Source organism: Streptomyces megasporus, assembly GCF_000718985.1.
Taxonomy (GTDB): domain Bacteria; phylum Actinomycetota; class Actinomycetes; order Streptomycetales; family Streptomycetaceae; genus Streptomyces; species Streptomyces megasporus.
Genome location: NZ_JODL01000003.1, coordinates 178,933 through 200,615 on the forward strand (window position 1 = coordinate 178,933; position 21,683 = coordinate 200,615).

At 72.4% G+C, this 21,683-nt stretch carries 16 protein-coding genes; 13 read left to right on the plus strand and 3 right to left on the minus strand.

From position 1 onward, the window contains the following. The first annotated feature begins 33 nt into the window (after window positions 1-33). The 3 genes from IF47_RS0104340 to IF47_RS0104350 all read left to right on the plus strand — a co-directional run bounded on the left by IF47_RS0104340 (window position 34) and on the right by IF47_RS0104350 (window position 3,803). Complete coding sequence (locus IF47_RS0104340; protein WP_031506757.1) at window positions 34-612, plus strand: TerD family protein; 579 nt, start codon at window positions 34-36, stop codon at window positions 610-612. 159 nt (window positions 613-771) lie between these two features. Next, window positions 772-2,613, plus strand: coding sequence for a TerD family protein (locus IF47_RS0104345; protein ID WP_031506758.1), 1,842 nt, complete (start codon window positions 772-774; stop codon window positions 2,611-2,613). A 212-nt stretch (window positions 2,614-2,825) separates the two neighbouring features. After that, on the plus strand, window positions 2,826-3,803 hold the full coding sequence (locus IF47_RS0104350) for a TerC family protein (protein ID WP_031506760.1): 978 nt from the start codon (window positions 2,826-2,828) through the stop codon (window positions 3,801-3,803). 53 nt (window positions 3,804-3,856) lie between these two features. On the opposite strand, the gene IF47_RS0104355 is transcribed toward IF47_RS0104350, so the two are convergent. The 3 genes from IF47_RS0104355 to uvrA form a co-directional block, all read right to left on the minus strand. After that, window positions 3,857-7,114 (minus strand): phosphodiester glycosidase family protein, encoded by a 3,258-nt coding sequence (locus IF47_RS0104355; protein ID WP_106982485.1) that lies wholly within the window; start codon window positions 7,112-7,114, stop codon window positions 3,857-3,859. A 404-nt stretch (window positions 7,115-7,518) separates the two neighbouring features. Beyond that, on the minus strand, window positions 7,519-7,959 hold the full coding sequence (locus IF47_RS0104360; RefSeq protein WP_031506763.1) for a Rieske (2Fe-2S) protein: 441 nt from the start codon (window positions 7,957-7,959) through the stop codon (window positions 7,519-7,521). 138 nt (window positions 7,960-8,097) lie between these two features. After that, the gene (gene uvrA / locus IF47_RS0104365) at window positions 8,098-10,944 is read right to left on the minus strand and encodes an excinuclease ABC subunit UvrA (RefSeq protein ID WP_169745196.1); all 2,847 of its coding nucleotides are present in this window, start codon (window positions 10,942-10,944) and stop codon (window positions 8,098-8,100) included. A gap of 176 nt (window positions 10,945-11,120) precedes the next feature. Between uvrA and IF47_RS0104370 the strand changes: the two genes are divergently transcribed. The 10 genes from IF47_RS0104370 (at window position 11,121) to secG (ending at window position 21,666) form a co-directional block, all read left to right on the plus strand. Further along, complete coding sequence (locus IF47_RS0104370; protein WP_031506765.1) at window positions 11,121-11,822, plus strand: maleylpyruvate isomerase family mycothiol-dependent enzyme; 702 nt, start codon at window positions 11,121-11,123, stop codon at window positions 11,820-11,822. 49 nt (window positions 11,823-11,871) lie between these two features. Next, a complete protein-coding gene (locus IF47_RS0104375) occupies window positions 11,872-12,528 on the plus strand; it encodes an MBL fold metallo-hydrolase (RefSeq protein ID WP_031506767.1) in 657 nt (218 codons plus the stop codon). A 135-nt stretch (window positions 12,529-12,663) separates the two neighbouring features. Then, window positions 12,664-14,715 carry an excinuclease ABC subunit UvrC gene (gene uvrC, locus IF47_RS0104380; protein ID WP_031506768.1) on the plus strand — a complete coding sequence of 684 codons (2,052 nt, stop codon included), beginning with the start codon at window positions 12,664-12,666 and terminating at the stop codon, window positions 14,713-14,715. Between the two features lie 52 nt (window positions 14,716-14,767). Then, complete coding sequence (gene rapZ, locus IF47_RS0104385; protein ID WP_078591560.1) at window positions 14,768-15,778, plus strand: RNase adapter RapZ; 1,011 nt, start codon at window positions 14,768-14,770, stop codon at window positions 15,776-15,778. Next, window positions 15,775-16,797 carry a gluconeogenesis factor YvcK family protein gene (locus IF47_RS0104390; protein WP_031506772.1) on the plus strand — a complete coding sequence of 341 codons (1,023 nt, stop codon included), beginning with the start codon at window positions 15,775-15,777 and terminating at the stop codon, window positions 16,795-16,797. The genes rapZ and IF47_RS0104390 overlap by 4 nt, the downstream gene beginning before the upstream one ends. Then, window positions 16,788-17,765, plus strand: a complete 978-nt coding sequence (gene whiA / locus IF47_RS0104395) for a DNA-binding protein WhiA (protein ID WP_031506774.1) — start codon at window positions 16,788-16,790, stop codon at window positions 17,763-17,765. The genes IF47_RS0104390 and whiA overlap by 10 nt, the downstream gene beginning before the upstream one ends. Window positions 17,766-17,996: 231 nt before the next feature. Continuing rightward, window positions 17,997-19,001: a type I glyceraldehyde-3-phosphate dehydrogenase gene (gap, locus tag IF47_RS0104400; RefSeq protein WP_031506775.1), complete on the plus strand. Its 1,005-nt coding sequence runs from the start codon at window positions 17,997-17,999 to the stop codon at window positions 18,999-19,001. A 154-nt stretch (window positions 19,002-19,155) separates the two neighbouring features. Then, window positions 19,156-20,358, plus strand: a complete 1,203-nt coding sequence (locus tag IF47_RS0104405; RefSeq protein WP_031506776.1) for a phosphoglycerate kinase — start codon at window positions 19,156-19,158, stop codon at window positions 20,356-20,358. 150 nt (window positions 20,359-20,508) lie between these two features. Then, window positions 20,509-21,285: a triose-phosphate isomerase gene (gene tpiA, locus IF47_RS0104410; RefSeq protein WP_031506777.1), complete on the plus strand. Its 777-nt coding sequence runs from the start codon at window positions 20,509-20,511 to the stop codon at window positions 21,283-21,285. A 144-nt stretch (window positions 21,286-21,429) separates the two neighbouring features. Next, window positions 21,430-21,666 carry a preprotein translocase subunit SecG gene (secG, locus tag IF47_RS0104415; RefSeq protein ID WP_031506780.1) on the plus strand — a complete coding sequence of 79 codons (237 nt, stop codon included), beginning with the start codon at window positions 21,430-21,432 and terminating at the stop codon, window positions 21,664-21,666. Window positions 21,667-21,683: the final 17 nt, after the last annotated feature.

The following is a 21,683-nucleotide window of genomic DNA, read 5'->3' on the forward strand; positions in this document are numbered from 1 at the left end:
GGCCGACGCAGTGATGGAAAGAGGGGAACGCACGTGACGGTCAACTTGTCCAAGGGGCAGGCGGTCAGCCTGCGGAAGACCGACGGCGGCACTCTGACCGCGGTGCGGATGGGGCTCGGCTGGCAGGCCGCTCCCCGCCGGGGGCTGTTCGGACGACGCACCCGGGAGATCGACCTCGACGCCTCGGCCGTGCTCTTCGCCGACAAGCAGCCCGTGGACGTCGTCTTCTTCCGCCACCTGGTGAGCGACGACGGCTCCGTGCGGCACACCGGCGACAACCTGGTCGGCGGCGCCGGACAGGGCGGCGACGACGAGTCGATCCTGGTGGACCTCCAGCGGGTCCCGGTCCACATCGACCAGATCGTCTTCACCGTGAACTCCTTCACCGGTCAGACCTTCGCCGAGGTGCAGAACGCGTTCTGCCGGCTGGTGGACGAGACCAACGGAGAGGAGCTGGCGCGCTACACCCTCACCGGCGGCGGCGAGTACACCGCGCAGATCATGGCCAAGGTGCACCGCCAGGGCGGCGGCTGGCAGATGACGGCCCTGGGCACCCCGACCAACGGCCGCACCTTCCAGGACCTGCTGCCGGCGATGCTGCCGCTGCTGTAGGGCACGGCGGAACGACGGCTCCCGGGCCCGGCGGAGGCGCCGCCTCCGCCGGGCCCGTCGCCGCGGCACGTGGCGGGGCGGCACGGCGCCGGGGAACGCCGGGGCACGCCGGGGAACATCGCGGGGCACGAGAGAACACACCAGGAGGGGGGCGCGGCCATGCCGGCCGAGCTGGTCCGGGGGCAGAACCACCCGCTGTCCGAGACCCGTGTGGAGATCCGGGTGTCCGCCGGAACGCCGGTCGTGGCCGGGGCGACGCTCAACGACGAGGAGGGGCGGCTGCGCGATCCGGGCTGGACGGCGCACCCCGGCTCCCCGCGTCTGCCCGGGGTGGAGGTCCCGCGGCAGGCCGCCGCCGACCACCGGCTCGCGGTGGACCTGGCGGCGCTCCCGGAGGGCGCGCACCGGGTCAACGTACTCCTCGCCCTGCCCACCGGGGCCGGCGGGCCGGCGTCCTTCGGGGCGTTGGCCGCCCCCTTTGTCGCCGTCACCGGCCCGGACGGCGCCGAGGTCGCCACCTACACCGTCACCGGCCTCGACGCCGAGTCCGCCGTCGTGGCCGTGGAGCTCTACCTCAGACAGGGCGCCTGGAAGGTCCGCGCGGTCGGCCAGGGATACGCGGGCGGCCTCGCCGCCCTGCTGGAGGACCAGGGCCTGCCCCGGGCCCGTGAGCTGGCCGCCGCCATTGAGGAGGCCGTCGCCCGCGGCACGGCCCGCTCCGAGGCCGCGCCGCCCGTCCCGCCGCCCGGTGGAGCGGGCCCGATCGACTACCGCCACCCCCGACGGCGAACGATCGAGCCGCCGCCACCGGCCTCCGACTCGTCGGCCGACCCGTCGCCCGCCGCCCCGCCGTCCAGCGCCGACGAGCCGCCGCGGCCCGTGGCGGGCGACGCCCCGGGCTGGAGCACGGAGGAGCGGCTCTACAACCAGGTCTGGGGCATGTTCGAGGACCTGGCCCGCACCACCGCTGCCTACCGCGGCGCCGTCGACTTCGCCGACTCCCGTCGGGAGCAGGAGCTCGACGAAGTGCTGTCCGACCCGCGCTCCCGGATGAGCGCCGCCGCCGACGCCGCCCGCGAGCGGGCCCGCGTCCGCCACGCCGAACTCGTCGACCGGGCCCGCGCCGCACTGGACCGCGACCTCGCCCGGCTCGCCGCCGAGTCCGAGGTCGTCGAGCCCGCCCTGCCGCCCGCCTTCGCCCGCTGGGACAGCCCCGTCTGGCACGCCTACCGGGTGCCGACGGAGACGCCGATGGCGCTGCGTCTGGGCGATCTCGGCCTCCCCGAGCACGGCGACCTGCGCATCCCCATGCTGGTGCGGCTGCCGTTGGAGCGCGGACTGTGGATCGACATCGGCCGCGGCCACTCACCGGCGTCCCTCGCCGCCGATCCCCACGAACTGCGCCGCCTCGGGGGAGAGTTGGCCACCGCCGTCGTGGGCCGGATGCTGGCCGTCCACCCGGTCGGCGACATCGCCGTCCACGTGCTCGACCCGACGGGCACCGCCCTCTCCCCGGCCCCGCCGGTGGACTTCGGGTTGTTGTGCGAGCCGCCCGCCACGGGCCCCGGCGGCGTCGCCTCGGTGCTCGACCGGCTGACCCGCCACGTCGACCTGGCGCGGATGGCGACACGCGGCCGGACCGTCGACTCCCTCCCACCGGAGGCGGACACCGCCGGGCGGCTGCTGGTCGTCCACGACTTCCCGCACGGCTTCGACGACCGCGCCGTCACCCGGCTCCGCTACCTCGCGGACGAGGGGCCGTCCGTCGGCGTGCACCTGGTGATGGTCGCCGACCGCGAGGAGGCGCGGGCCCACGGCCCCGTGCTGGACCCGCTGTGGCGCTCGCTGCTGCGGATCACCCCGGTGCCCGACGACCACCTCGCCGACCCCTGGGTGGGCCACGCCTGGACGTACGAGCCGCCCTTGGTCCCCGAGGGCGGCCGAATCCTGACGCGGGTACTGGAGAAGGTGGCCGAGGCCCGCGGACGGTACGGCCGCTGACGTCCGCACCCCTCCCGCGCCCCGCCACCACCCCCCTGGGCTTTACCGTTCCTTGGTCGTGCCTTACGCTCGCCTGAGCGGAGGGGAGTATTCCCAGACTGCGGCGTTCCGTCAGTACGGGCCGGGTGTGACCGGCTCCGGGGCGTCGGTCCGTGAGCCGATCGGGCGCGGACGGAAGAGACCTCCGGCACCCCGAGCCGGAGGATTCCTTCATGGACGTATCCATGACCACCTGGGCGCTGACCATCGTCGGTCTGTGCGCTCTGATCGCCGTCGACTTCTTCATCGGACGCAAGCCGCACGAGGTCTCCGTCAAGGAGGCCGGCATCTGGACGATCGTCTGGATCGTCCTCGCCGTCCTCTTCTGCGTCGGTCTCTACGTCGCCGAAGGCGCCGCGCCGGCGGGCGAGTTCGCCGCCGGCTACATCACCGAGAAGTCCCTCAGCGTCGACAACCTCTTCGTCTTCGTCCTGATCATGGCGAAGTTCGCGGTGCCGTCGATCTACCAGCAGCGCGTGCTGATGGTCGGCGTGCTCATCGCGCTCGTCATGCGCGCCGTGTTCATCGCGCTCGGCGCCGCGCTGATCTCCGCCTTCTCCTGGGTGTTCTTCATCTTCGGCGCCTTCCTGATCTGGACGGCCTGGAAGCTGGTCCGCGAGGCCCGCGCCGAGGGCCAGGGCCACGAGGAGGAGGCGTACGAGGAGAACCGCCTGCTGAAGATGGTCGAGCGGCGCTTCCCCTCCACCCCGGACTACCACGGCACCAAGCTGTTCGTCGTCGAGAACGGCAAGCGGCTGATCACCCCGATGCTGATCGTCATGCTGGCCATCGGCAGCACCGACCTCCTCTTCGCCCTGGACTCCATCCCCGCGATCTACGGCCTGACCGACGACCCGTACATCGTCTTCACCGCCAACGCCTTCGCGCTGATGGGCCTGCGCCAGTTGTACTTCCTCATCGGCGGACTGCTGAAGAGGCTGGTCCACCTGTCCTACGGGCTGTCGATCATCCTCGGCTTCATCGGCGTCAAGCTCGTGCTGCACGCCTTCCACGAGGCCGGTGTCCACGTGCCGGAGATCTCCACCCCGGTGTCCCTGGCCGTGATCTGCGCGGTGCTGGTCGTCACGACGCTCACCAGCCTGCGCGCCTCCCGCAAGCAGGCGGAGCGGGAGTCAGCCTCCCGGAGCTGAACCGGTGCCCGCGGCGGCCGGCGGGGCTCCCGCCCCGCCGGACCGCCGCCGTCTCACCGCTCGCCGCGCACCACCGCGACGGTCGTCTCCCGCCGCTCGCCGCTCACGGTCACCGCCAGGGTCACCGTGCCCGGCCGCAGCCCCGTCAGGGTGCCCGCCTCGGGATCGAGGGCGGCCACGCACCGGCCGCGACCCCGCGCCCGTTCCGCCTCTTCCACGCACAGGCCCGCCGAGCCGGACCAGTCCGCGCTGAGCGGCCACCCCACCGGCACCGTCCGCGCCGTGCTCCCGGAGCCCTGGACGACGTGCGCAAGGACCTTCCCCGGCTCGCCGCCCACCGCCACCGTCCGTGGCGCGTCCAGGGAGAGCCCGTCCACATGGGCGTGGGTCCGCACGGAGATCCAGTCCCGCCGCGCGTCCCGGTCCACGCCCACCAGGGACCAGCCGCTGAAGCCGCCCGCCGCCGCGGGCGCGGCCGGCGCCTTGCCCGCGTTGCCGTTGATCAGGTACGGCACGCCGTCCACCCGGGAGGCGTGGAAGACGCCCACGTGCGATCCGATGAACGCCACGCCCTTGCCGGTGCGGCGACGGAAGTCGCCGAGCCAGTCCTCCAGCAGGTCGGCCTCCAGCCGGTCGGTGAGGCGACTCGCCCGCTGGGGGGTGGGGTCGCGCGGCGGCACGTGCGCCAGGACGACCACCGAGTCGATCCCGTCGTCCTCCGCGGCCGCGTCGAGCCGCTCCCGCAACTGCCGGAGCTGGGCCCAGCCGCCGCCGCGCAGGGTCAGCGAGGAGGTGTCCAGGGTGACGAAGCGCGTGCCCTTGTGATCGAAGGAGCGGTGGGTCGCGCCGAACTCCGCGCGGAAGTGGTCGACGGAACCGCCCATCACCTCGTGGTTGCCCGGCACGTAGTACCAGGGCACCTCGGCGCCGAGTTCCTCCTCGATCACCCGGCGGGCGAAGGCGAGGTCCTCGGGGGCCCCCTCGTCCACCCAGTCGCCGTTGATCACCACGAAGTCGGGCCGGGCCGCCCTCGCCTCCCGCAGGGTGCGCCGCGCCTGGCGCACCGCCGCGCCGTTCGGATCGCGGGCGACGAACTGGGCGTCGGAGACCACGGCGAACCGCCAGTCGCGGCCCGCGGTGTCGGCGGCCGTCGAGATCAGCGGGTCGTGGTGAGCCCTCGCGGCGGGCAGCTCGACGTCCGGCGGGACCCGGGCGGTCAGCCCGTCCACGACGACCTCGCCGCGGTACTGCTCGGCGGGCCGGGTCTCGGTCACGTAGAACCGCCTGACCCGGAGCGGGTAGGCGGTGCCGGCCGGCACCTCGAAGGTGATCCGCCGCCAACCGGTCCAGGTGACGTACGGGCCGCGCAGCACCTGGGAGGTGCCCTCCCCGTCGACCAGGTGGAGCGAGGGCCAGGCGCCGTGGCCGTCGCCCTTGAGCCACAGGGTGAAGCTCTGCGGTTGGCCCGGCACGGGGAGGTCGCCGCCGGGCGGATTGGCGTAGGCGGCGCGAGTCGCGGTGGACTGCGTGAAGTCGTAGGTCATCCGCAGCCCGGTGCCCTCGTGCCCCTCGGGTTCGGGGGCCAGGGAGCCGGAGGCGCGGGCGGTGGTGAGGGTCCACTCGGCGGCGTCCTCGAACGCGGCGACCGGGCGGTCCTCCAGGCCGACGGTGACGGCCAGGACGGTCGTCCGTCCCGCCACGGTCGCCGTGATCGTCCCGGAGACGGAGCCGGTGTCGCCGTTCGCGGTCACGGTGAACCCGCCGCTCGCCGGGTCGGCCTCGACGCGGAAGAGCGAGCGGTCGTAGTCGAGCCGCACGTCCGTCGGTTCGATGGGGGCGCTGTGGCCCTCGGCGTCGAAGCCGACGAAACCGAGGTCGGCCGTCGCGCCGGGCTCGGCGAGCCCGACCCGCTCCCGGGTCGGGACGATCCGCTCCAGCGGGCCCAACACGGTCAGGGTGGTGGAGCCGCGGGCCCGACCTCGGTGCGCGACGACCTCGGTGCTGCCTTTGGCACGGGCGCGGAAGACGCCGTCGCCGTCCACCCGGCCGACGTCGGGGCGGGTGCTGCGCCAGCGGGGGGCGCCGCTCGCCGGGCCGTACGTCTCGTCGTGTCCGGCGGCGGTGAGCGTGCGGGTCAGTCCGGGGAAGACCCGCTCCGGGTGTCCGCCGGGCACGTTGTCCGCCGACGGGGCCAGGGCCGGGTCCGCGACCGGCTCCACCCAGAAGCCCTCCAGCCTTCCGCTGCCGTCGGGGGCGGTGACGGCCAGCGCGTTGGGCACCTCGCGCTCGACGCCGTCGGAGGGGCTGTTCTCCACCCGCGGGGTGTCCGAGCCGGGCTCCCGGACGACCAGGGTCGACGAACCGCCGCCGTCGAGGTTGAGAGCGTTGTGCGCGCCCAACTCGTGCATCAGCACGGCCAGTTCGGTGAGGGTGACCCCGCCGGAGGCGGCCTGGCGCCCGTCCACGGTCAGCACGTGCATGGTGGTGCCGTCCGCGGAGAAGCCGACGGCCGTCCGGGGCGCGGCGGCGTTGTTGGGGCGCCCTTCCCAGTTCTGCGGTTCGCCGTCCACGACCAGCACGCCGCGTCCGCCGACCGCCGTGGTCGGGGTCTTCCCGCCGTCCTCGGTGCGCAGCTCGTACTCCCAGCTCACCGCCTCCCCGGGGGCCAGCTCGGCCAGCGCCTTCGCCCCCGCGTCACGGCCGAGCAGCACGGTGGTGCCCTCGGGGATCGGGCCGTCGCCGGGCTCGTCGTCGACGGCGGTGACCCGGCCGTCCGCGACGGTGACCTCGGTGACCTCCGCCGCGCCGTCCACGGTCAGGGCGCGGTCGGCCTCGCCCCACCGGGCGTTGTAGGCGCCGATGCCCCCGGCGGGGACGTTGGCGGCGTTGTACGCGGCCAACGGCTCGGTGCCGTCGGGCAGGGTGAGGGTGCCGGTGAAGTACAGGTCGAGGATGCGGCCCGCGCTGTCGGGGCCGAAACCGACCGCCTCGGTGACGCCCGGCGCCGGAGAGTGGGTGACCTCTCCCTCGTCGAGCCCGGGGCCCAGCGGCGCGCCGGTCTCGTTGATGTCGAAGAAGTCGGCGTTGAAGGCGGCGACGGTGCGCCGGCCGTCGCCGGGGTCGTGCCTCGCCGCCAGCTCCGAGACGGTCGCCCGGTCGGACACCGCGTCGGACAGGTAGTCGACCTCGGCGCCGCCGTCGAGATCGACGCTGAGGGCGTCGGCACGCAGCCACTTGTCCGACTCCAGCCGATCGAACGAGGTCAGTGTGGTGCCGGGCGCCACGGGGCGCGTGGTGCGGGACAGCTCCATGCCGTCGCCGTCGACGACACCGAGCGGATGGAAGGACGGGGGAGCGGTGGAGGAGGCGGAGAGGGCGGCGACCGGCCCGCCGCCCGGTTCCGCGAGGGCGGGCGGCGCCGGCGCCGCCCCGAGCACGGCGAGGGCCGCGAGGGACACCACGGCACGTCGGGAGGATCTTCTGCCTTGCGACCCCAGTGACACGACACCACCCACAGACGCAGGGAAACACGCGCTTCTTGCGCGTCGGCGTCACAGGGTTCCAAGGCCGACCGGTCCACACCAGAGGGCGTGCGCGAACTCCGGGAGAACAACTCGGAGGGCACAACGCACGCCGCCCGTCCGGCCGTTGGGTCGGACGGGCGTACGGACGACGGGAGGCGTCTGAAGGACGGGAGGGCGGCGGGGCCCGTCGATCAGTCGCCGGGGCCGGCGATGAGCCTGCCGCCCTCCACCCGGATCGGGACCTCGGGCAGCGGCGCGTTCGCCGGGCCCGTCAGCACCTCGCCGTTGGTGGTGTCGAAGCGGCTGCCGTGACAGGTGCAGTCGCCCTCCAACTCCTTCACCGAGGTCAGCACGCAGCCGGCGTGGGTGCACACGGCTCCGAACGCCTTGAAGTCGCCCCGGGTGGGTTGTGAGACGACCAGCCTCCGCTCCCGGTAGAGGCGGGAGCCGCCGACCGGAACGTCGTCGGCGGGGCCGAGGTCCACCGGAGCGGTCGGGACGGCCTGCCGGGGATCCCGGCCGCCCGAGCCCGAACCCGAGCAGGCGGTCAGACCGGTCAGGCCGAATCCGGCGGCCCCGGTGAGTGCCGCGCCGCGCAGCACCGTACGGCGACCGGGGGACGGGGTGCTCATGGTCGTTCTCTCCTCGTTCTCTCGCGGCCCCCGTCGATCCGTCGGCCTCGCGGTGTCGAGGGAGGCGACCGTCGCCATCATCGCAGGCGCCCTCCGCCCGCCGGTGCGGGGGTGGAGGGCGCCCGGACTTCCGGTGCCTCAGGGTTTCGACGGCAGGATGTCCCGGAGGAACTTGCCGGTGTGGCTCTCCGGGACGTCCGCGACCTGCTCCGGGGTGCCCTGGGCGACGACCAGGCCACCGCCGCTGCCGCCCTCCGGGCCCATGTCCACGACCCAGTCCGCCGTCTTGATCACATCGAGGTTGTGCTCGATGACGATCACCGTGTTGCCCTTGTCGACCAGCCCGGACAGCACCTCGATCAGCTTGCGGATGTCCTCGAAGTGCAGGCCGGTGGTGGGCTCGTCCAGGACGTAGACCGTGCGCCCGGTGGAGCGCTTCTGCAACTCGGCGGCGAGCTTCACCCGCTGCGCCTCGCCGCCGGAGAGCGTCGTGGCGGGCTGGCCGAGCCTAACGTAGCCGAGCCCGACGTCGTTGAGGGTGCGCAGGTGACGGGCGATGGCGGGAACGGCCTCGAAGAACCCCAAGGCCTGCTCGATGGGCATGTCCAACACCTCGGCGATGGACTTGCCCTTGTAGTGGACCTCCAGCGTCTCCCGGTTGTAGCGCGCGCCGTGGCAGACCTCGCACGGCACGTACACGTCGGGGAGGAAGTTCATCTCGATCTTGATCGTGCCGTCGCCCGAGCAGTTCTCGCAGCGACCGCCCTTGACGTTGAAGGAGAAGCGCCCCGGCTGGTAGCCGCGCACCTTCGCCTCCGTCGTCTCCGCGAAGAGCTTGCGCACGTGGTCGAAGACACCCGTGTAGGTGGCCGGGTTGGAGCGCGGGGTGCGGCCGATGGGGGACTGGTCGACGTGCACGACCTTGTCCACCTTCTCGTCGCCCTCGACTCGCACGTGCCGCCCGGGCACCGACTTCGCGCCGTTCAGCTCGCGCGCCAGGTGGGTGTAGAGGATGTCGTTGACCAGGGTGGACTTGCCCGAGCCGGAGACGCCCGTGACGGCGGTGAGCACGCCCAGGGGGAAGGAGACGTCGATGTTCCGCAGGTTGTTCTCCTTGGCCCCGCGCACGGTGAGCATCCGCTCGCGGTCCACCGGACGGCGCTCGGCGGGGGTCGGGATGGCCTTCCGCCCCGACAGGTACTGCCCGGTCAGCGACCCGTCGTTGGCCAGCAGCTCCTTCAACGGGCCGCTGTGCACCACCTTGCCGCCGTGCTCGCCCGCGCCGGGGCCGATGTCCACCACCCAGTCGGAGGACTTGATGGTGTCCTCGTCGTGCTCGACGACGATCAGGGTGTTGCCCAGGTCGCGCAGCCGCACCAGCGTCTCGATCAGCCGGTGGTTGTCGCGCTGGTGGAGGCCGATGGAGGGCTCGTCCAGGACGTAGAGCACGCCCACCAGGCCGGAGCCGATCTGGGTCGCCAACCGGATGCGCTGTGCCTCGCCGCCCGAGAGCGTTCCGGCCGCGCGGTTGAGGGAGAGGTAGTCCAGGCCGACGTCGACCAGGAAGCGCAGCCGCTCGTGGACCTCCTTCAGGACCCGCTCGGCGATGACCTTCTCCCGGTCGCTCAGCTTCAGGGAGCCCAGGAACTCGGCGCACTCGCTGATCGACATCGCGGACACCTCCGCGATCGACCTCCCCTGCACCGTCACGGCCAGGATGATCGGCTTCAGCCGCGTCCCCTCGCACGCCGGGCAGGGCACCTCGCGCATGTAGCCCTCGAAGCGCTCCCGGCTGGAGTCCGTCTCGGCCTCGGAGTGCCGTCGCCGCACATAGGGCACCGCGCCCTCGAAGGCCGTGGTGTAGGACCGCTCCCGTCCGTAGCGGTTGCGGTACCGGACCGCGATCTGGGTCTTGTGGCCGTGCAGCAGCGCCTTCTTCGCCCGCTGCGGCAGCCCGGCCCAGGGGACGTCGGTGCGGAAGCCCAGGGCGTCGGCCAGCGAGCCGACCAGCCGGCCGAAGTACTCCTTGGTGTGCCCGTGCGACCAGGGGTGGATGGCGCCCTCGTCCAGGGACTTGTCCTCGTCCGGGACGATCAGCTCCGGATCGACCTCCATCCGGGTGCCGATGCCGGTGCACTCCGGGCAGGCGCCGAAGGGAGAGTTGAAGGAGAACGAGCGCGGCTCCAGCTCCTCGAACGACAGGTCGTCGTACGGGCAGTACAGGTGCTCGGAGAACATCCGCTCGCGCTGCGGGTCGTCCTCGTCCAGGTCGACGAAGTCCAGGACGACCATGCCGCCCGAGAGTCCGAGCGCGGTCTCCACGGAGTCGGTCAGCCGCCGCTTGGCGCTCTCCTTCACCGTCAGGCGGTCCACGACCACCTCGATGGTGTGCTTCTCCTGCTTCTTCAGCGTCGGCGGATCGGAGAGCTGGACCGTGGCGCCGTCCACCCGGGCGCGGCTGTAGCCCTTGGCCTGCAACTCGGCGAAGAGGTCGACGAACTCGCCTTTGCGCTGGCGCACCAGCGGGGAGAGCACCTGGAAGCGGCTGCCCTCCTCCAGGGAGAGGACCTTGTCCACGATGGCCTGCGGGGACTGCCGGGAGATCGGGCGCCCGCACTCGGGACAGTGCGGCTTGCCGATCCGGGCGAACAGCAGGCGGAGGTAGTCGTAGACCTCCGTGATGGTGCCGACCGTCGAGCGCGGGTTGCGCGAGGTGGACTTCTGGTCGATGGAGACCGCCGGGGACAGGCCCTCGATGAAGTCCACATCCGGTTTGTCCATCTGGCCCAGGAACTGCCGGGCGTAGGAGGACAGCGACTCCACGTAGCGACGCTGTCCCTCGGCGAAGATCGTGTCGAAGGCGAGCGATGACTTGCCCGACCCCGACAGCCCGGTGAAGACGATGAGGGAGTCGCGGGGGAGGTCGAGCGAGACGTTCTTGAGGTTGTGCTCGCGAGCGCCACGAACGATGAGACGGTCGGCCACGCCGGTTGGCACCTTTCGTGTGGGTTGGAGGGGACGGAGCCCCCGCCCCAGGGTAGGGGGAGCGCCGCCGTGATGCGGAAAATCGGTGCGCATCGCGAGCTTATAGCACGTGTATTCGATTTACGGGCGCTCCTCTTTCACTTCACCCGAAGGGGTGGTGGCGCTAGCTTTGGATCATGACCTCTCCTGCCGACGACATCGCCGCCCTGCGGGACTCCACCGACCGCCTCCTGGCCGCCGTGGAGAAGCTGGACGACTCCTCCGTCGCCGCCCCCTCGCTGCTGCCCGGCTGGACCCGCGGCCACGTCCTGGCCCACCTCGCCCGCAACGCCGACGCCCTGGGCAACGTGCTCGCCGGCCGCCCGATGTACACCGACGCCGAGACGCGCGAGGCCGACATCGAGCGCGACGCGCCCCGCTCCCCGGCGGCCCACCTGGAGGATCTGCGCACCAGCGCCGCCGCCCTGGAGCGGGCGATGGTCGACCGCCCCGACGAGCAGTGGGGCGTCACCGTCGCGCTGCGCAACGGCGTCACCGACCTCGCCTCCTCCGTCCCCTTCCGCCGCCGGATCGAGGTCGAGCTCCACCACGTGGACCTCGGCGTCGGCTACACCCTCGACGACCTCCCCGGCGACTTCGTCGACCGCGAGCTGGACGTCATGGCCCGACGCTTCGCCGGCCACCCCCGCGTGCACCCGCTGGAACTGCGCGCCGAGGACGGCCGCGTCCTGCGCACCGGCCGCGAGGCCGGGGAAGGGGAGCGGGCCGTGGTCGTCGCGGGCTCGCCCACCGCCCTCGTGGGCTGGCTCACCGGCCGCGCGACGGGCACCGGACTCACCGCGTCCGGCGGAGTCCTGCCTCCCCTGCCGCCTCTCTGAGACACTGATCGCCGACCGCGCCACCCCCCTCGGAAGGAGCCCCAGTCCCATGCCGTACACAGGAAAGGTCGCGGTCGGCGGCCCGGCGGACGTCCACGAGCTGACCGACCTGGTGATCTCCAAGGTCGCGGTCGGCCCGATGGAGAACAACGCCTACCTGCTGCGCTGCCGCGCCACCGGCGAGCAGCTCCTGATCGACGCCGCCAGCGAGCCCGACACCCTGCTCAAGCTCATCGGCGAGGACGGCGTCGGCGGGGTCGTCACCACCCACCGCCACCCCGACCACTGGCAGGCCCTCGACACCGTCGTCCAGGCCACCGACGCCCGCACCTACGCCGGGCGCCACGACGCCGAGGGCATCCCCGTGCCCACCGACGTCCCGCTGGAGGACGGCGACGCCGTCACCTTCGGCGAGATCACGCTCACCGCCCGCCACCTGCGGGGCCACACCCCCGGCTCCATCGCCCTGGTCTACGACGACCCCCACGGCCACCCGCACCTGTTCACCGGCGACTGCCTCTTCCCCGGCGGCGTGGGGAACACCCACGGAGACGCCGAGGCGTTCGCCACCCTGCTCCACGACGTGGAGACCAAGCTCTTCGGCGAACTGCCCGACGAGACCTGGGTCTACCCCGGCCACGGCGCCGACACCACCCTGGGCGCCGAACGCCCCCACCTGGCGGAGTGGCGCGAGCGCGGCTGGTGACGGCGTCCGAGGGCCGGTGACGCCCGAGGAACACCCGGAGAACGAGACGGGGACACGACGGGAGACGACGGGGCGGGACGCGGAGCGCCTCCGGGCGCGTCCCCTCCGTCGCACGTCGACAGTAGGGTTGGCCACATGGCCGACCCCTCCAGCTACCGTCCCAAGCCGGGAGAGATCCCCGACTCGCCGGGGGTCTACAAGTTCCGCGACGAACACGGCCGGGTGATCTACGTCGGGAAGGCGAAGAGCCTGCGCCAGCGGCTCTCCTCGTACTTCCAGGACCTGGCGAACCTCCATCCGCGCACCCGCACGATGGTCACCACGGCCGCCTCCGTGGAGTGGACGGTGGTCTCCACCGAGGTCGAGGCGCTCCAACTGGAGTACTCCTGGATCAAGGAGTTCGACCCCCGGTTCAACGTCAAGTACCGCGACGACAAGAGCTACCCCTCCCTCGCGGTGACGCTGAACGAGGAGTACCCGCGCGTCCAGGTGATGCGCGGCCCCAAGCGCAAGGGCGTGCGCTACTTCGGGCCGTACGCGCACGCCTGGGCGATCCGCGAGACGGTGGACCTGATGCTGCGGGTCTTCCCGGTGCGCACCTGCTCAGCCGGGGTCTTCAAGCGCTCCGCGCAGATCGGCCGGCCCTGCCTGCTCGGCTACATCGGCAAGTGCTCGGCACCCTGCGTCGGCCGGATCTCGGCCGAGGACCACCGTCGACTGGCCGAGGAGTTCTGCGACTTCATGGCCGGACGTACGGGCGCCCACCTCCGCCGGTTGGAACAGGAGATGCGGGACGCCGCCGAGGAGATGGAGTACGAGAGGGCGGCCCGGCTGCGCGACGACATCGAGGCGCTCAAGCGCGCGATGGAGAAGAGCGCCGTGGTCCTCGACGACGCCACCGACGCCGACCTGATAGCGGTGGCGGAGGACGAGCTGGAGGCCGCCGTCCAGATCTTCCACGTCCGCGGCGGCCGGGTGCGCGGCCAGCGCGGCTGGGTCACCGACAAGGTGGAGGAGGTGGGCACCGCCGGGCTCGTCGAGCATGCCCTCCAGCAGCTCTACGGCGAGGAGAGCGGCGACGCCGTACCCCGGGAGGTGCTGGTCCAGGCCCTGCCGGAACCCGTGGAGCCGGTCGCCCAGTGGCTGACGGGCCGGCGGGGCTCGAACGTGAACCTGCGCGTCCCGCAGCGCGGCGACAAGCGCTCCCTGCTGGAGACGGTGCGGCGCAACGCGCAGCAGGCCCTCGCCCTGCACAAGACCAAGCGCGCCTCCGACCTCACCACCCGCTCCCGCGCCCTGGAGGAGATCACCGAGGCCCTGGGACTGGACTCGGCGCCGCTGCGCATCGAGTGCTTCGACATCTCCCACCTCCAGGGCGACGACGTGGTGGCCTCGATGGTGGTCTTCGAGGACGGTCTGGCCCGCAAGAGCGAGTACCGGCGGTTCCAGATCAAGAGCTTCGCGGGCCAGGACGACGTCCGCGCCATGCACGAGGTGATCGGCCGCCGCTTCCGCCGCTACCTCCAGGAGAGGCAGCGCACCGGCGAGTGGGCCACGGGCGGACCCGAGGACGGCCCCGAGGGCGCCCTCGAGGACCGAGCGGCGGAGACGGACGGCACGGCCCCGGCCGAGCGGAACGCGACCGCGGACGGGGACGTCGGCCGGCCCCCCGGCAGGACGGCGCCGCCGAAGTTCGCCTACCCGCCGCAGTTGGTCGTGGTGGACGGCGGGCAACCCCAGGTGGCCGCCGCGCGGCGGGCCCTGGACGAACTGGGCATCGACGACGTCGCCGTGTGCGGGCTGGCCAAACGCCTGGAGGAGGTGTGGCTGCCGGGCGAGGACGACCCGGTGGTCCTGCCCCGCACCAGCGAGGGGCTGTACCTGCTCCAGCGGGTCCGTGACGAGGCCCACCGTTTCGCCATCCGTTACCAGCGGGGCAAGCGGTCACAATCGATGAAGGCGGGCCCCCTCGACGCCGTCCCCGGCCTCGGGGAGACCCGCAAACAGGCGCTGATCAAGCACTTCGGCTCGGTCAAGCGGCTGCGGGCCGCCACGGTCGAGCAGATCTGCGAGGTCCCGGGCATCGGCCGCAAGACCGCCGAGACCGTGGCCGAGGCCCTGCGACAGGCGGCTCCGACCGCGCCGGCGGTGAACACCGCCACGGGTGAGATCCTGGAGGACCGGTGAGCACGAGCGGACACGAGTGGCACGAGGGTACGGACAACGGGGGAGAGAGCGGATGAGCGAGCGAGCAGGAGGCGGAGCGCGGGTGGGCACCGACACGGGCACGGAGGCCACGACCGCCGCGCCCACAGACACGTCCACGTCGACGGACACGGGCACGGGCACGGCGACCGACACCGGCGGCGCCGGCGGCGACGGGACCGCCGCCATCCCCGAACTGGTGATCATCTCCGGGATGTCCGGCGCGGGCCGCAGCACCGCCGCCAAGTGCCTGGAGGACCTCGGCTGGTTCGTGGTGGACAACCTGCCGCCGGCCCTGATCCCGACCATGGTCGACCTGGGCGCCCGCTCGCAGGGCAACGTCGCGAAGATCGCCGTCGTCGTCGACGTCCGCGGGCGCCGCTTCTTCGACAACCTGCGCGAGTCCCTGGCCGACCTCGACGCCAAGAACGTCACCCGCCGGATCGTCTTCCTGGAGGCCTCCGACGAGGCCCTGGTGCGCCGCTTCGAGTCGGTGCGCCGCCCCCACCCCCTCCAGGGCGACGGGCGGATCGTGGACGGCATCGCCGCCGAGCGGGACCTGCTGCGCGAACTGCGCGGCGACGCCGACCTGGTCATCGACACCTCGGCCCTCAACGTCCACGAACTGCGCGCCAAGCTCGACGCCCAGTTCGCCGGCGAGGAGGAGCCCGAACTGCGGGCGACCGTGATGTCCTTCGGCTACAAGTACGGCCTCCCGGTCGACGCCGACCTCGTCGTCGACTGCCGCTTCCTGCCCAATCCGCACTGGGTGCCCGGACTGCGGCCGTACACCGGACTCAACGACGAGGTCGCCCAGTACGTCTTCAACCAGCCCGGCGCCAAGGAGTTCCTGGACCGCTACGCGGAACTGCTCCAGCTCATCGCCGCGGGCTACCGTCGGGAGGGGAAGCGGTACGTGACCATCGCCGTGGGCTGCACCGGAGGCAAGCACCGCAGCGTCGCGATGTCCGAGAAGCTCGCCCGTCGCCTGGCCTCCGAGGGCGTCGAGACGGTCGTGGTCCACCGGGACATGGGACGCGAGTGACCATCCGCACCCGGCGGCTGCGGCGGCTGGTCACCGCCCGCGCGAGCCGCGGAGGGACCCCGAAGGTGGTGGCGCTCGGCGGCGGCATGGGGCTGTCGGCCTCGCTCGCCGCGCTGCGCCGGATCACCCGCGACCTGACCGCCGTCGTCACCGTCGCCGACGACGGCGGCTCCAGCGGACGCCTCCGCGACGAACTGGACGTGCTCCCTCCGGGGGACCTCCGCAAAGCACTGGCCGCGCTGTGCGGCGACGACGAGTGGGGCCGGACCTGGGCCCGGGTCGTCCAGCACCGCTTCGTCAGCGGGGGCGAGCTGCACGGACACGCGGTGGGCAACCTCCTCATCGTCGCCCTGTGGGAGCAGCTCGGCGACCACGTCCAGGCCCTGGACCTGGTCGGCAGACTGCTGGGCGCGCACGGCCGGGTGCTCCCCATGTCCGCCGTCCCGCTGGAGCTGCGGGCGCTGGTGCGCGGCCACGACCCCGCGAGACCGGACGAGGTGACCACCGTCCGCGGACAGGCCACCGTCGCCCTCACCCCCGGAGAGGTGCAGCAGGTGCACCTGGTCCCGCACGACCCGCCCGCCGTCCCCGAGGCGGTCGAGGCGGTCCTCGACGCGGACTGGGTGGTGCTCGGACCGGGCTCCTGGTTCTCCTCCGTGATCCCGCACCTGCTGGTGCCCGAACTGCTCAAAGCGCTCACCGAGACCCGGGCGCGCCGGGTGCTGTCCCTCAACCTCGCGCCGCAGCCGGGGGAGACCGACGGCTTCTCCCCGCAGCGTCATTTGGAGGTTTTGGCCCGACACGCCCCTAAACTCGCCTTCGACGTGGTGCTGGCCGACCGGGCCGCCGTGCCCGACGAGGAGGGCCTCCGTGACGCCGCCCGGCGGCTCGGCGGCACGGTCGAGCTGGCGCCGGTGGCCGCGTCCGGCGAGGGTCCGCCCCGACACGACCCGGAACTGTTGGCCGCCGCGTACGACCGTATTTTTCGAATGCATGGAAGGATCGGCCCATGGCGATGACGGCAGCGGTGAAGGACGAAATCTCCCGGCTCCCCGTCACCCGGACCTGCTGCCGGAAGTCGGAGGTCTCGTCGGTCCTGCGATTCGCGGGTGGACTGCACCTGGTGAGCGGGCGCATCGTGATCGAGGCCGAGCTGGACACCGGCATCGCCGCCCGCAGACTCCGCAAGGACATCCTGGAGATCTTCGGGCACACCTCGGACCTGGTGGTGATGGCCCCCAGCGGCCTGCGCCGCGGCAGCCGCTTCGTCGTACGGGTGGTGGCGGGCGGCGACCAGCTCGCCCGGCAGACCGGACTGGTCGACGGCCGCGGCCGTCCCGTGCGCGGACTGCCGCCGCAGGTGGTCTCCGGGGCCACCTGCGACGCCGAGGCCGCCTGGCGCGGCGCCTTCCTGGCCCACGGCTCGCTCACCGAGCCCGGCCGCTCCTCCTCCCTGGAGATCACCTGCCCCGGCCCCGAGGCCGCCCTGGCCCTCGTCGGCGCGGCCCGCCGGCTTCAGATCGCCGCCAAGGCCCGCGAGGTGCGGGGCGTGGACCGCGTCGTCGTCCGCGACGGCGACGCCATCGGCGCCCTGCTCACCCGGCTGGGAGCCCACGAGTCCGTGCTGGCCTGGGAGGAGCGGCGGATGCGCCGCGAGGTCCGCGCCACCGCCAACCGGCTCGCCAACTTCGACGACGCCAACCTGCGCCGCTCGGCGCGGGCCGCCGTCGCCGCGGGCGCCCGCGTGCAGCGCGCGCTGGAGATCCTGGGCGACGACGTGCCCGAGCACCTGGCCGCCGCCGGCCGGTTGCGGATGGAGCACAAGCAGGCGTCCCTGGAGGAGCTGGGCGCGCTGGCCGACCCGCCGCTGACCAAGGACGCCGTCGCCGGCCGTATCCGTCGCCTGCTCGCCATGGCCGACAAGCGCGCCGCCGACCTGGGCATTCCGGGCACCGAGTCCAACCTGACGGAGGAGATGGTCGGCTGACGCCCGTCGCCACGGCCGCCCCTTTCGTCACGTACGCACCTTTCTCACCGCCGCCCCCTCCCGTCTCCCGCGGGGCTTCGGGCCGTCGCGCGACCCGTTCGCCGCACCGCGCCCGGCGGGTGGTCGATGTCACTCGGCGGCCCCTGGCGCGGTAGGGTCGTAAGTGGTCGGGGACGTCCCTAACAACACTCGTCGGTGTCCGCACCGGCGTACCAACGAGGAGATCGGTTCGTGACGATCCGCGTAGGCATCAACGGCTTTGGCCGCATCGGTCGCAACTACTTCCGCGCGCTCCTTGAGCAGGGCGCGGACGTCGAGATCGTCGGTGTCAACGACCTGACCGACAACGCGACCCTGGCGCACCTGCTGAAGTACGACAGCATCCTGGGCCGCCTCGAGCAGGAGATCAGCCACACCTCCGACACCATCACGGTGGGTGGCCGGACCTTCAAGACGATGGCCGAGCGCGACCCGGCCGCCCTCCCGTGGGGCGACCTGGGCGCCGACATCGTCATCGAGTCCACCGGCATCTTCACCAAGCGCGACGACGCCGCCAAGCACCTGACGGCCGGCGCCAAGAAGGTCCTGATCTCGGCCCCGGCCAAGAACGAGGACATCACCGTCGTCATGGGGGTCAACAACGACTCCTACGACCCGGAGAAGCACCACGTCGTCTCCAACGCCTCCTGCACCACCAACTGCGTGGCGCCGATGGCGAAGGTCATGGACGAGAACTTCGGCATCGTCAAGGGGATGATGACGACCGTTCACGCCTACACCAACGACCAGCGCATCCTGGACTTCCCGCACAAGGACCTGCGCCGGGCCCGCGCCGCCGCCGAGAACATCATCCCCACCTCGACCGGCGCCGCCAAGGCCACCGCCCTCGTCCTGCCGCAGCTCAAGGGCAAGCTGGACGGCATCGCCATGCGCGTGCCGGTCCCGACCGGCTCGGTCACCGACCTCGTGCTGGAGCTCGACCGCGAGGTCACCAAGGACGAGGTCAACAACGCCTTCCAGAAGGCCGCCGAGGGCCAGTTGAAGGGCATCCTGGAGTACACCGAGGACCCGATCGTCTCCTCGGACATCGTCAACTGGCCGGCCTCCTGCACCTTCGACTCCTCCCTGACCATGGTCCAGGGGAAGCAGGTCAAGATCGTCGGCTGGTACGACAACGAGTGGGGCTACTCCAACCGTCTCGTGGACCTGACCCTCTACGTCGGCGAGCGGCTCTGACACCGTCCGACAGAAGTTCCGACAGAAGTCCGGTAGAAGAGGACACGGGACTGTGAGAGGAGAGGGCTCGCAGGGCGCGATGCCGCGTCCCGCGGGCCCTCTCCCATGACCGACCACCCCACGGACCACTCCACGGATCACCACGGAGCCGCACATGAAGACGATCGACGACCTTCAGGTCGCGGGCAGGCGGGTCTTCGTCCGCGCCGACCTGAACGTCCCCCTCGACGGTGAGACGATCACCGACGACGGCCGCATCCGCGCGGCCCTCCCGACGATCACCAGGCTGGCCGAGGCCGGCGCCAAGGTGATCGTCGCCTCCCACCTGGGCCGTCCCAAGGGCGCCCCCGATCCGAAGTTCTCCCTCGCCCCCGTCGCCAAGCGGCTGGGCGAACTCCTCGACGCCCACGTGGAGTTCGCCACCGACACCGTCGGGGACTCCGCGAAGTCCACCGTCGCCGCCCTCGGCGACGGCCGGGTCGCGGTGCTGGAGAACCTGCGCTTCAACCCCGGCGAGACCAGCAAGGACGACGCCGAGCGCGGCGCCTTCGCCGACAGCCTCGCCGCCCTCGCCGACCTCTACGTCGGCGACGGCTTCGGCGCCGTGCACCGCAGGCACGCCTCCGTCTACGACCTCCCGGCGCGGCTCCCGCACGCCGCCGGCGACCTCATCGCCACCGAGGTCGGCGTCCTGCGCCGGCTCACCGAGGACGTGAAGCGCCCGTACACCGTCGTCCTGGGCGGCGCCAAGGTCTCCGACAAGCTCGGCGTCATCGAGCACCTGCTGGAGCGCGCCGACCGCATCGTCATCGGCGGCGGCATGGCGTACACCTTCCTCAAGGCCCAGGGGCACGAGGTCGGCGCCTCGCTGCTCCAGGAGGACCAGCTCCCGGCCGTCCGGGGCTACCTGGAGCGCGCGAAGGAGCGCGGCGTGGAGTTCGTCCTGCCCGTGGACGTCATGGCCGCCGCCGAGTTCCCGGACCTGGGGGCCAAGGCCCCCACCAACCCCACCGTCGTCGCCGCGGACGCCATCCCGGCCGACCTGATGGGCCTGGACATCGGCCCCCGCAGCCGCGAGCTGTACGCCGCGAAGCTCGCCGACGCCGCCACCGTCTTCTGGAACGGCCCCATGGGCGTCTTCGAGCACCCGGACTACGCCGAGGGCACCCGGGCCGTCGCCCGGGCGCTGATCGACAGCCCGGCCTTCACCGTCGTCGGCGGCGGGGACTCCGCGGCGGCCGTCCGCATCCTGGGCTTCGACGAGAAGGCGTTCGGCCACATCTCGACCGGCGGCGGCGCCAGCCTGGAGTACCTGGAGGGCAAGACGCTCCCCGGCCTCGCCGCCCTGGAGGGCTGAGCCCGTGCGCCGAGGGTACCCCCCGGCGGCAGCCGGGACAGAACGCGCGGCCCTCGGGCCGCGGACGACCACGACGCCCGCGCACCCGGGTCGCGCGGGCCACACCGACGGAAGCCGCTGCCGCGGCGGAGCGAACGGAAAGGCAGAGGCATGGCGAACCGCACTCCGCTGATGGCGGGCAACTGGAAGATGAACCTCAACCACCTCGAGGCCATCGCCCACGTCCAGAAGCTCGCCTTCGCCCTGAACGACAAGGACCACGACGCCGTCGAGGTCGCGGTCCTGCCCCCCTTCACCGACCTGCGCTCGGTGCAGACCCTGGTCGACGGCGACAAGCTGAAGATCCGCTATGGCGCCCAGGACATCTCGGCGCACGACTCCGGCGCCTACACCGGCGAGGTCTCCGGAGCCATGCTGGCCAAGCTGAACTGCGCCTACGTGGTGATCGGCCACTCCGAGCGGCGCCAGTACCACAACGAGACCGACGAGCTGTGCAACGCCAAGGTCAAGGCCGCGTACCGGCACGGTCTGACTCCGATCCTGTGCGTTGGCGAGGGCCTGGACGTCCGCAAGGCCGGCAACCAGGTCGCCCACACGCTCGCCCAGGTCGACGGGGCACTGAAGGACGTCCCGGCCGAGCAGGTGGCGAGCATCGTGATCGCCTACGAGCCGGTGTGGGCCATCGGCACCGGCGAGGTCGCCACCCCCGAGGACGCCCAGGAGGTGTGCGGCGCGATCCGCGGCCGGCTGGCCGAGCTGTACGACCGGGAGACGGCCGAGAAGGTCCGCATCCAGTACGGCGGTTCGGTGAAGGCCGGGAACGTCGCCGCGATCATGGCCAAGCCGGACGTGGACGGCGCGCTGGTCGGCGGAGCCTCGCTGGACGTGGACGAGTTCGTGAAGATCGTCCGCTTCCGCGACCAGTGACACGATCGGCGGCCGGTGACGTCGGGGCCGCGCACGTCGTACCCTGACGGGGCCGGGAGCGAACCCACACGGGTCTCCCGGCCCCGTACCCTGCAAGTCCCGAGAGTTGTCCACAGTCATCCGTCCGAGAGAGTTGGTCCAGCCGTGATCATGGGGTTCTCCATCGCCCTCGTCGTCTTCAGCCTGCTGCTGATGCTGCTCGTGCTGATGCACAAGGGGAAGGGCGGCGGCCTCTCCGACATGTTCGGCGGCGGCATGCAGTCCTCCGTCGGCGGCTCCTCGGTCGCCGAGCGGAACCTCGACCGGATCACGGTCGTGGTGGGCCTGATCTGGTTCGCCATCATCGTCGCGCTCGGTGTCCTGATGAAGCTCGACTCCTGACGCGGCGCCGTTTTCCC

Coding starts and splice junctions, on each gene's coding strand:
- IF47_RS0104360 (WP_031506763.1), bottom strand. CDS start 7,959: ATGAGCACCCCGTCCCCCGGTCGCCGTACGGTGCTGCGCGGCGCGGCA.
- IF47_RS0104405 (WP_031506776.1), top strand. CDS start 19,156: ATGAAGACGATCGACGACCTTCAGGTCGCGGGCAGGCGGGTCTTCGTC.
- IF47_RS0104355 (WP_106982485.1), bottom strand. CDS start 7,114: ATGGAGCTGTCCCGCACCACGCGCCCCGTGGCGCCCGGCACCACACTG.
- IF47_RS0104345 (WP_031506758.1), top strand. CDS start 772: ATGCCGGCCGAGCTGGTCCGGGGGCAGAACCACCCGCTGTCCGAGACC.
- rapZ (WP_078591560.1), top strand. CDS start 14,768: ATGAGCGAGCGAGCAGGAGGCGGAGCGCGGGTGGGCACCGACACGGGC.
- IF47_RS0104375 (WP_031506767.1), top strand. CDS start 11,872: ATGCCGTACACAGGAAAGGTCGCGGTCGGCGGCCCGGCGGACGTCCAC.
- uvrC (WP_031506768.1), top strand. CDS start 12,664: ATGGCCGACCCCTCCAGCTACCGTCCCAAGCCGGGAGAGATCCCCGAC.
- IF47_RS0104370 (WP_031506765.1), top strand. CDS start 11,121: ATGACCTCTCCTGCCGACGACATCGCCGCCCTGCGGGACTCCACCGAC.
- tpiA (WP_031506777.1), top strand. CDS start 20,509: ATGGCGAACCGCACTCCGCTGATGGCGGGCAACTGGAAGATGAACCTC.
- whiA (WP_031506774.1), top strand. CDS start 16,788: ATGGCGATGACGGCAGCGGTGAAGGACGAAATCTCCCGGCTCCCCGTC.
- IF47_RS0104350 (WP_031506760.1), top strand. CDS start 2,826: ATGGACGTATCCATGACCACCTGGGCGCTGACCATCGTCGGTCTGTGC.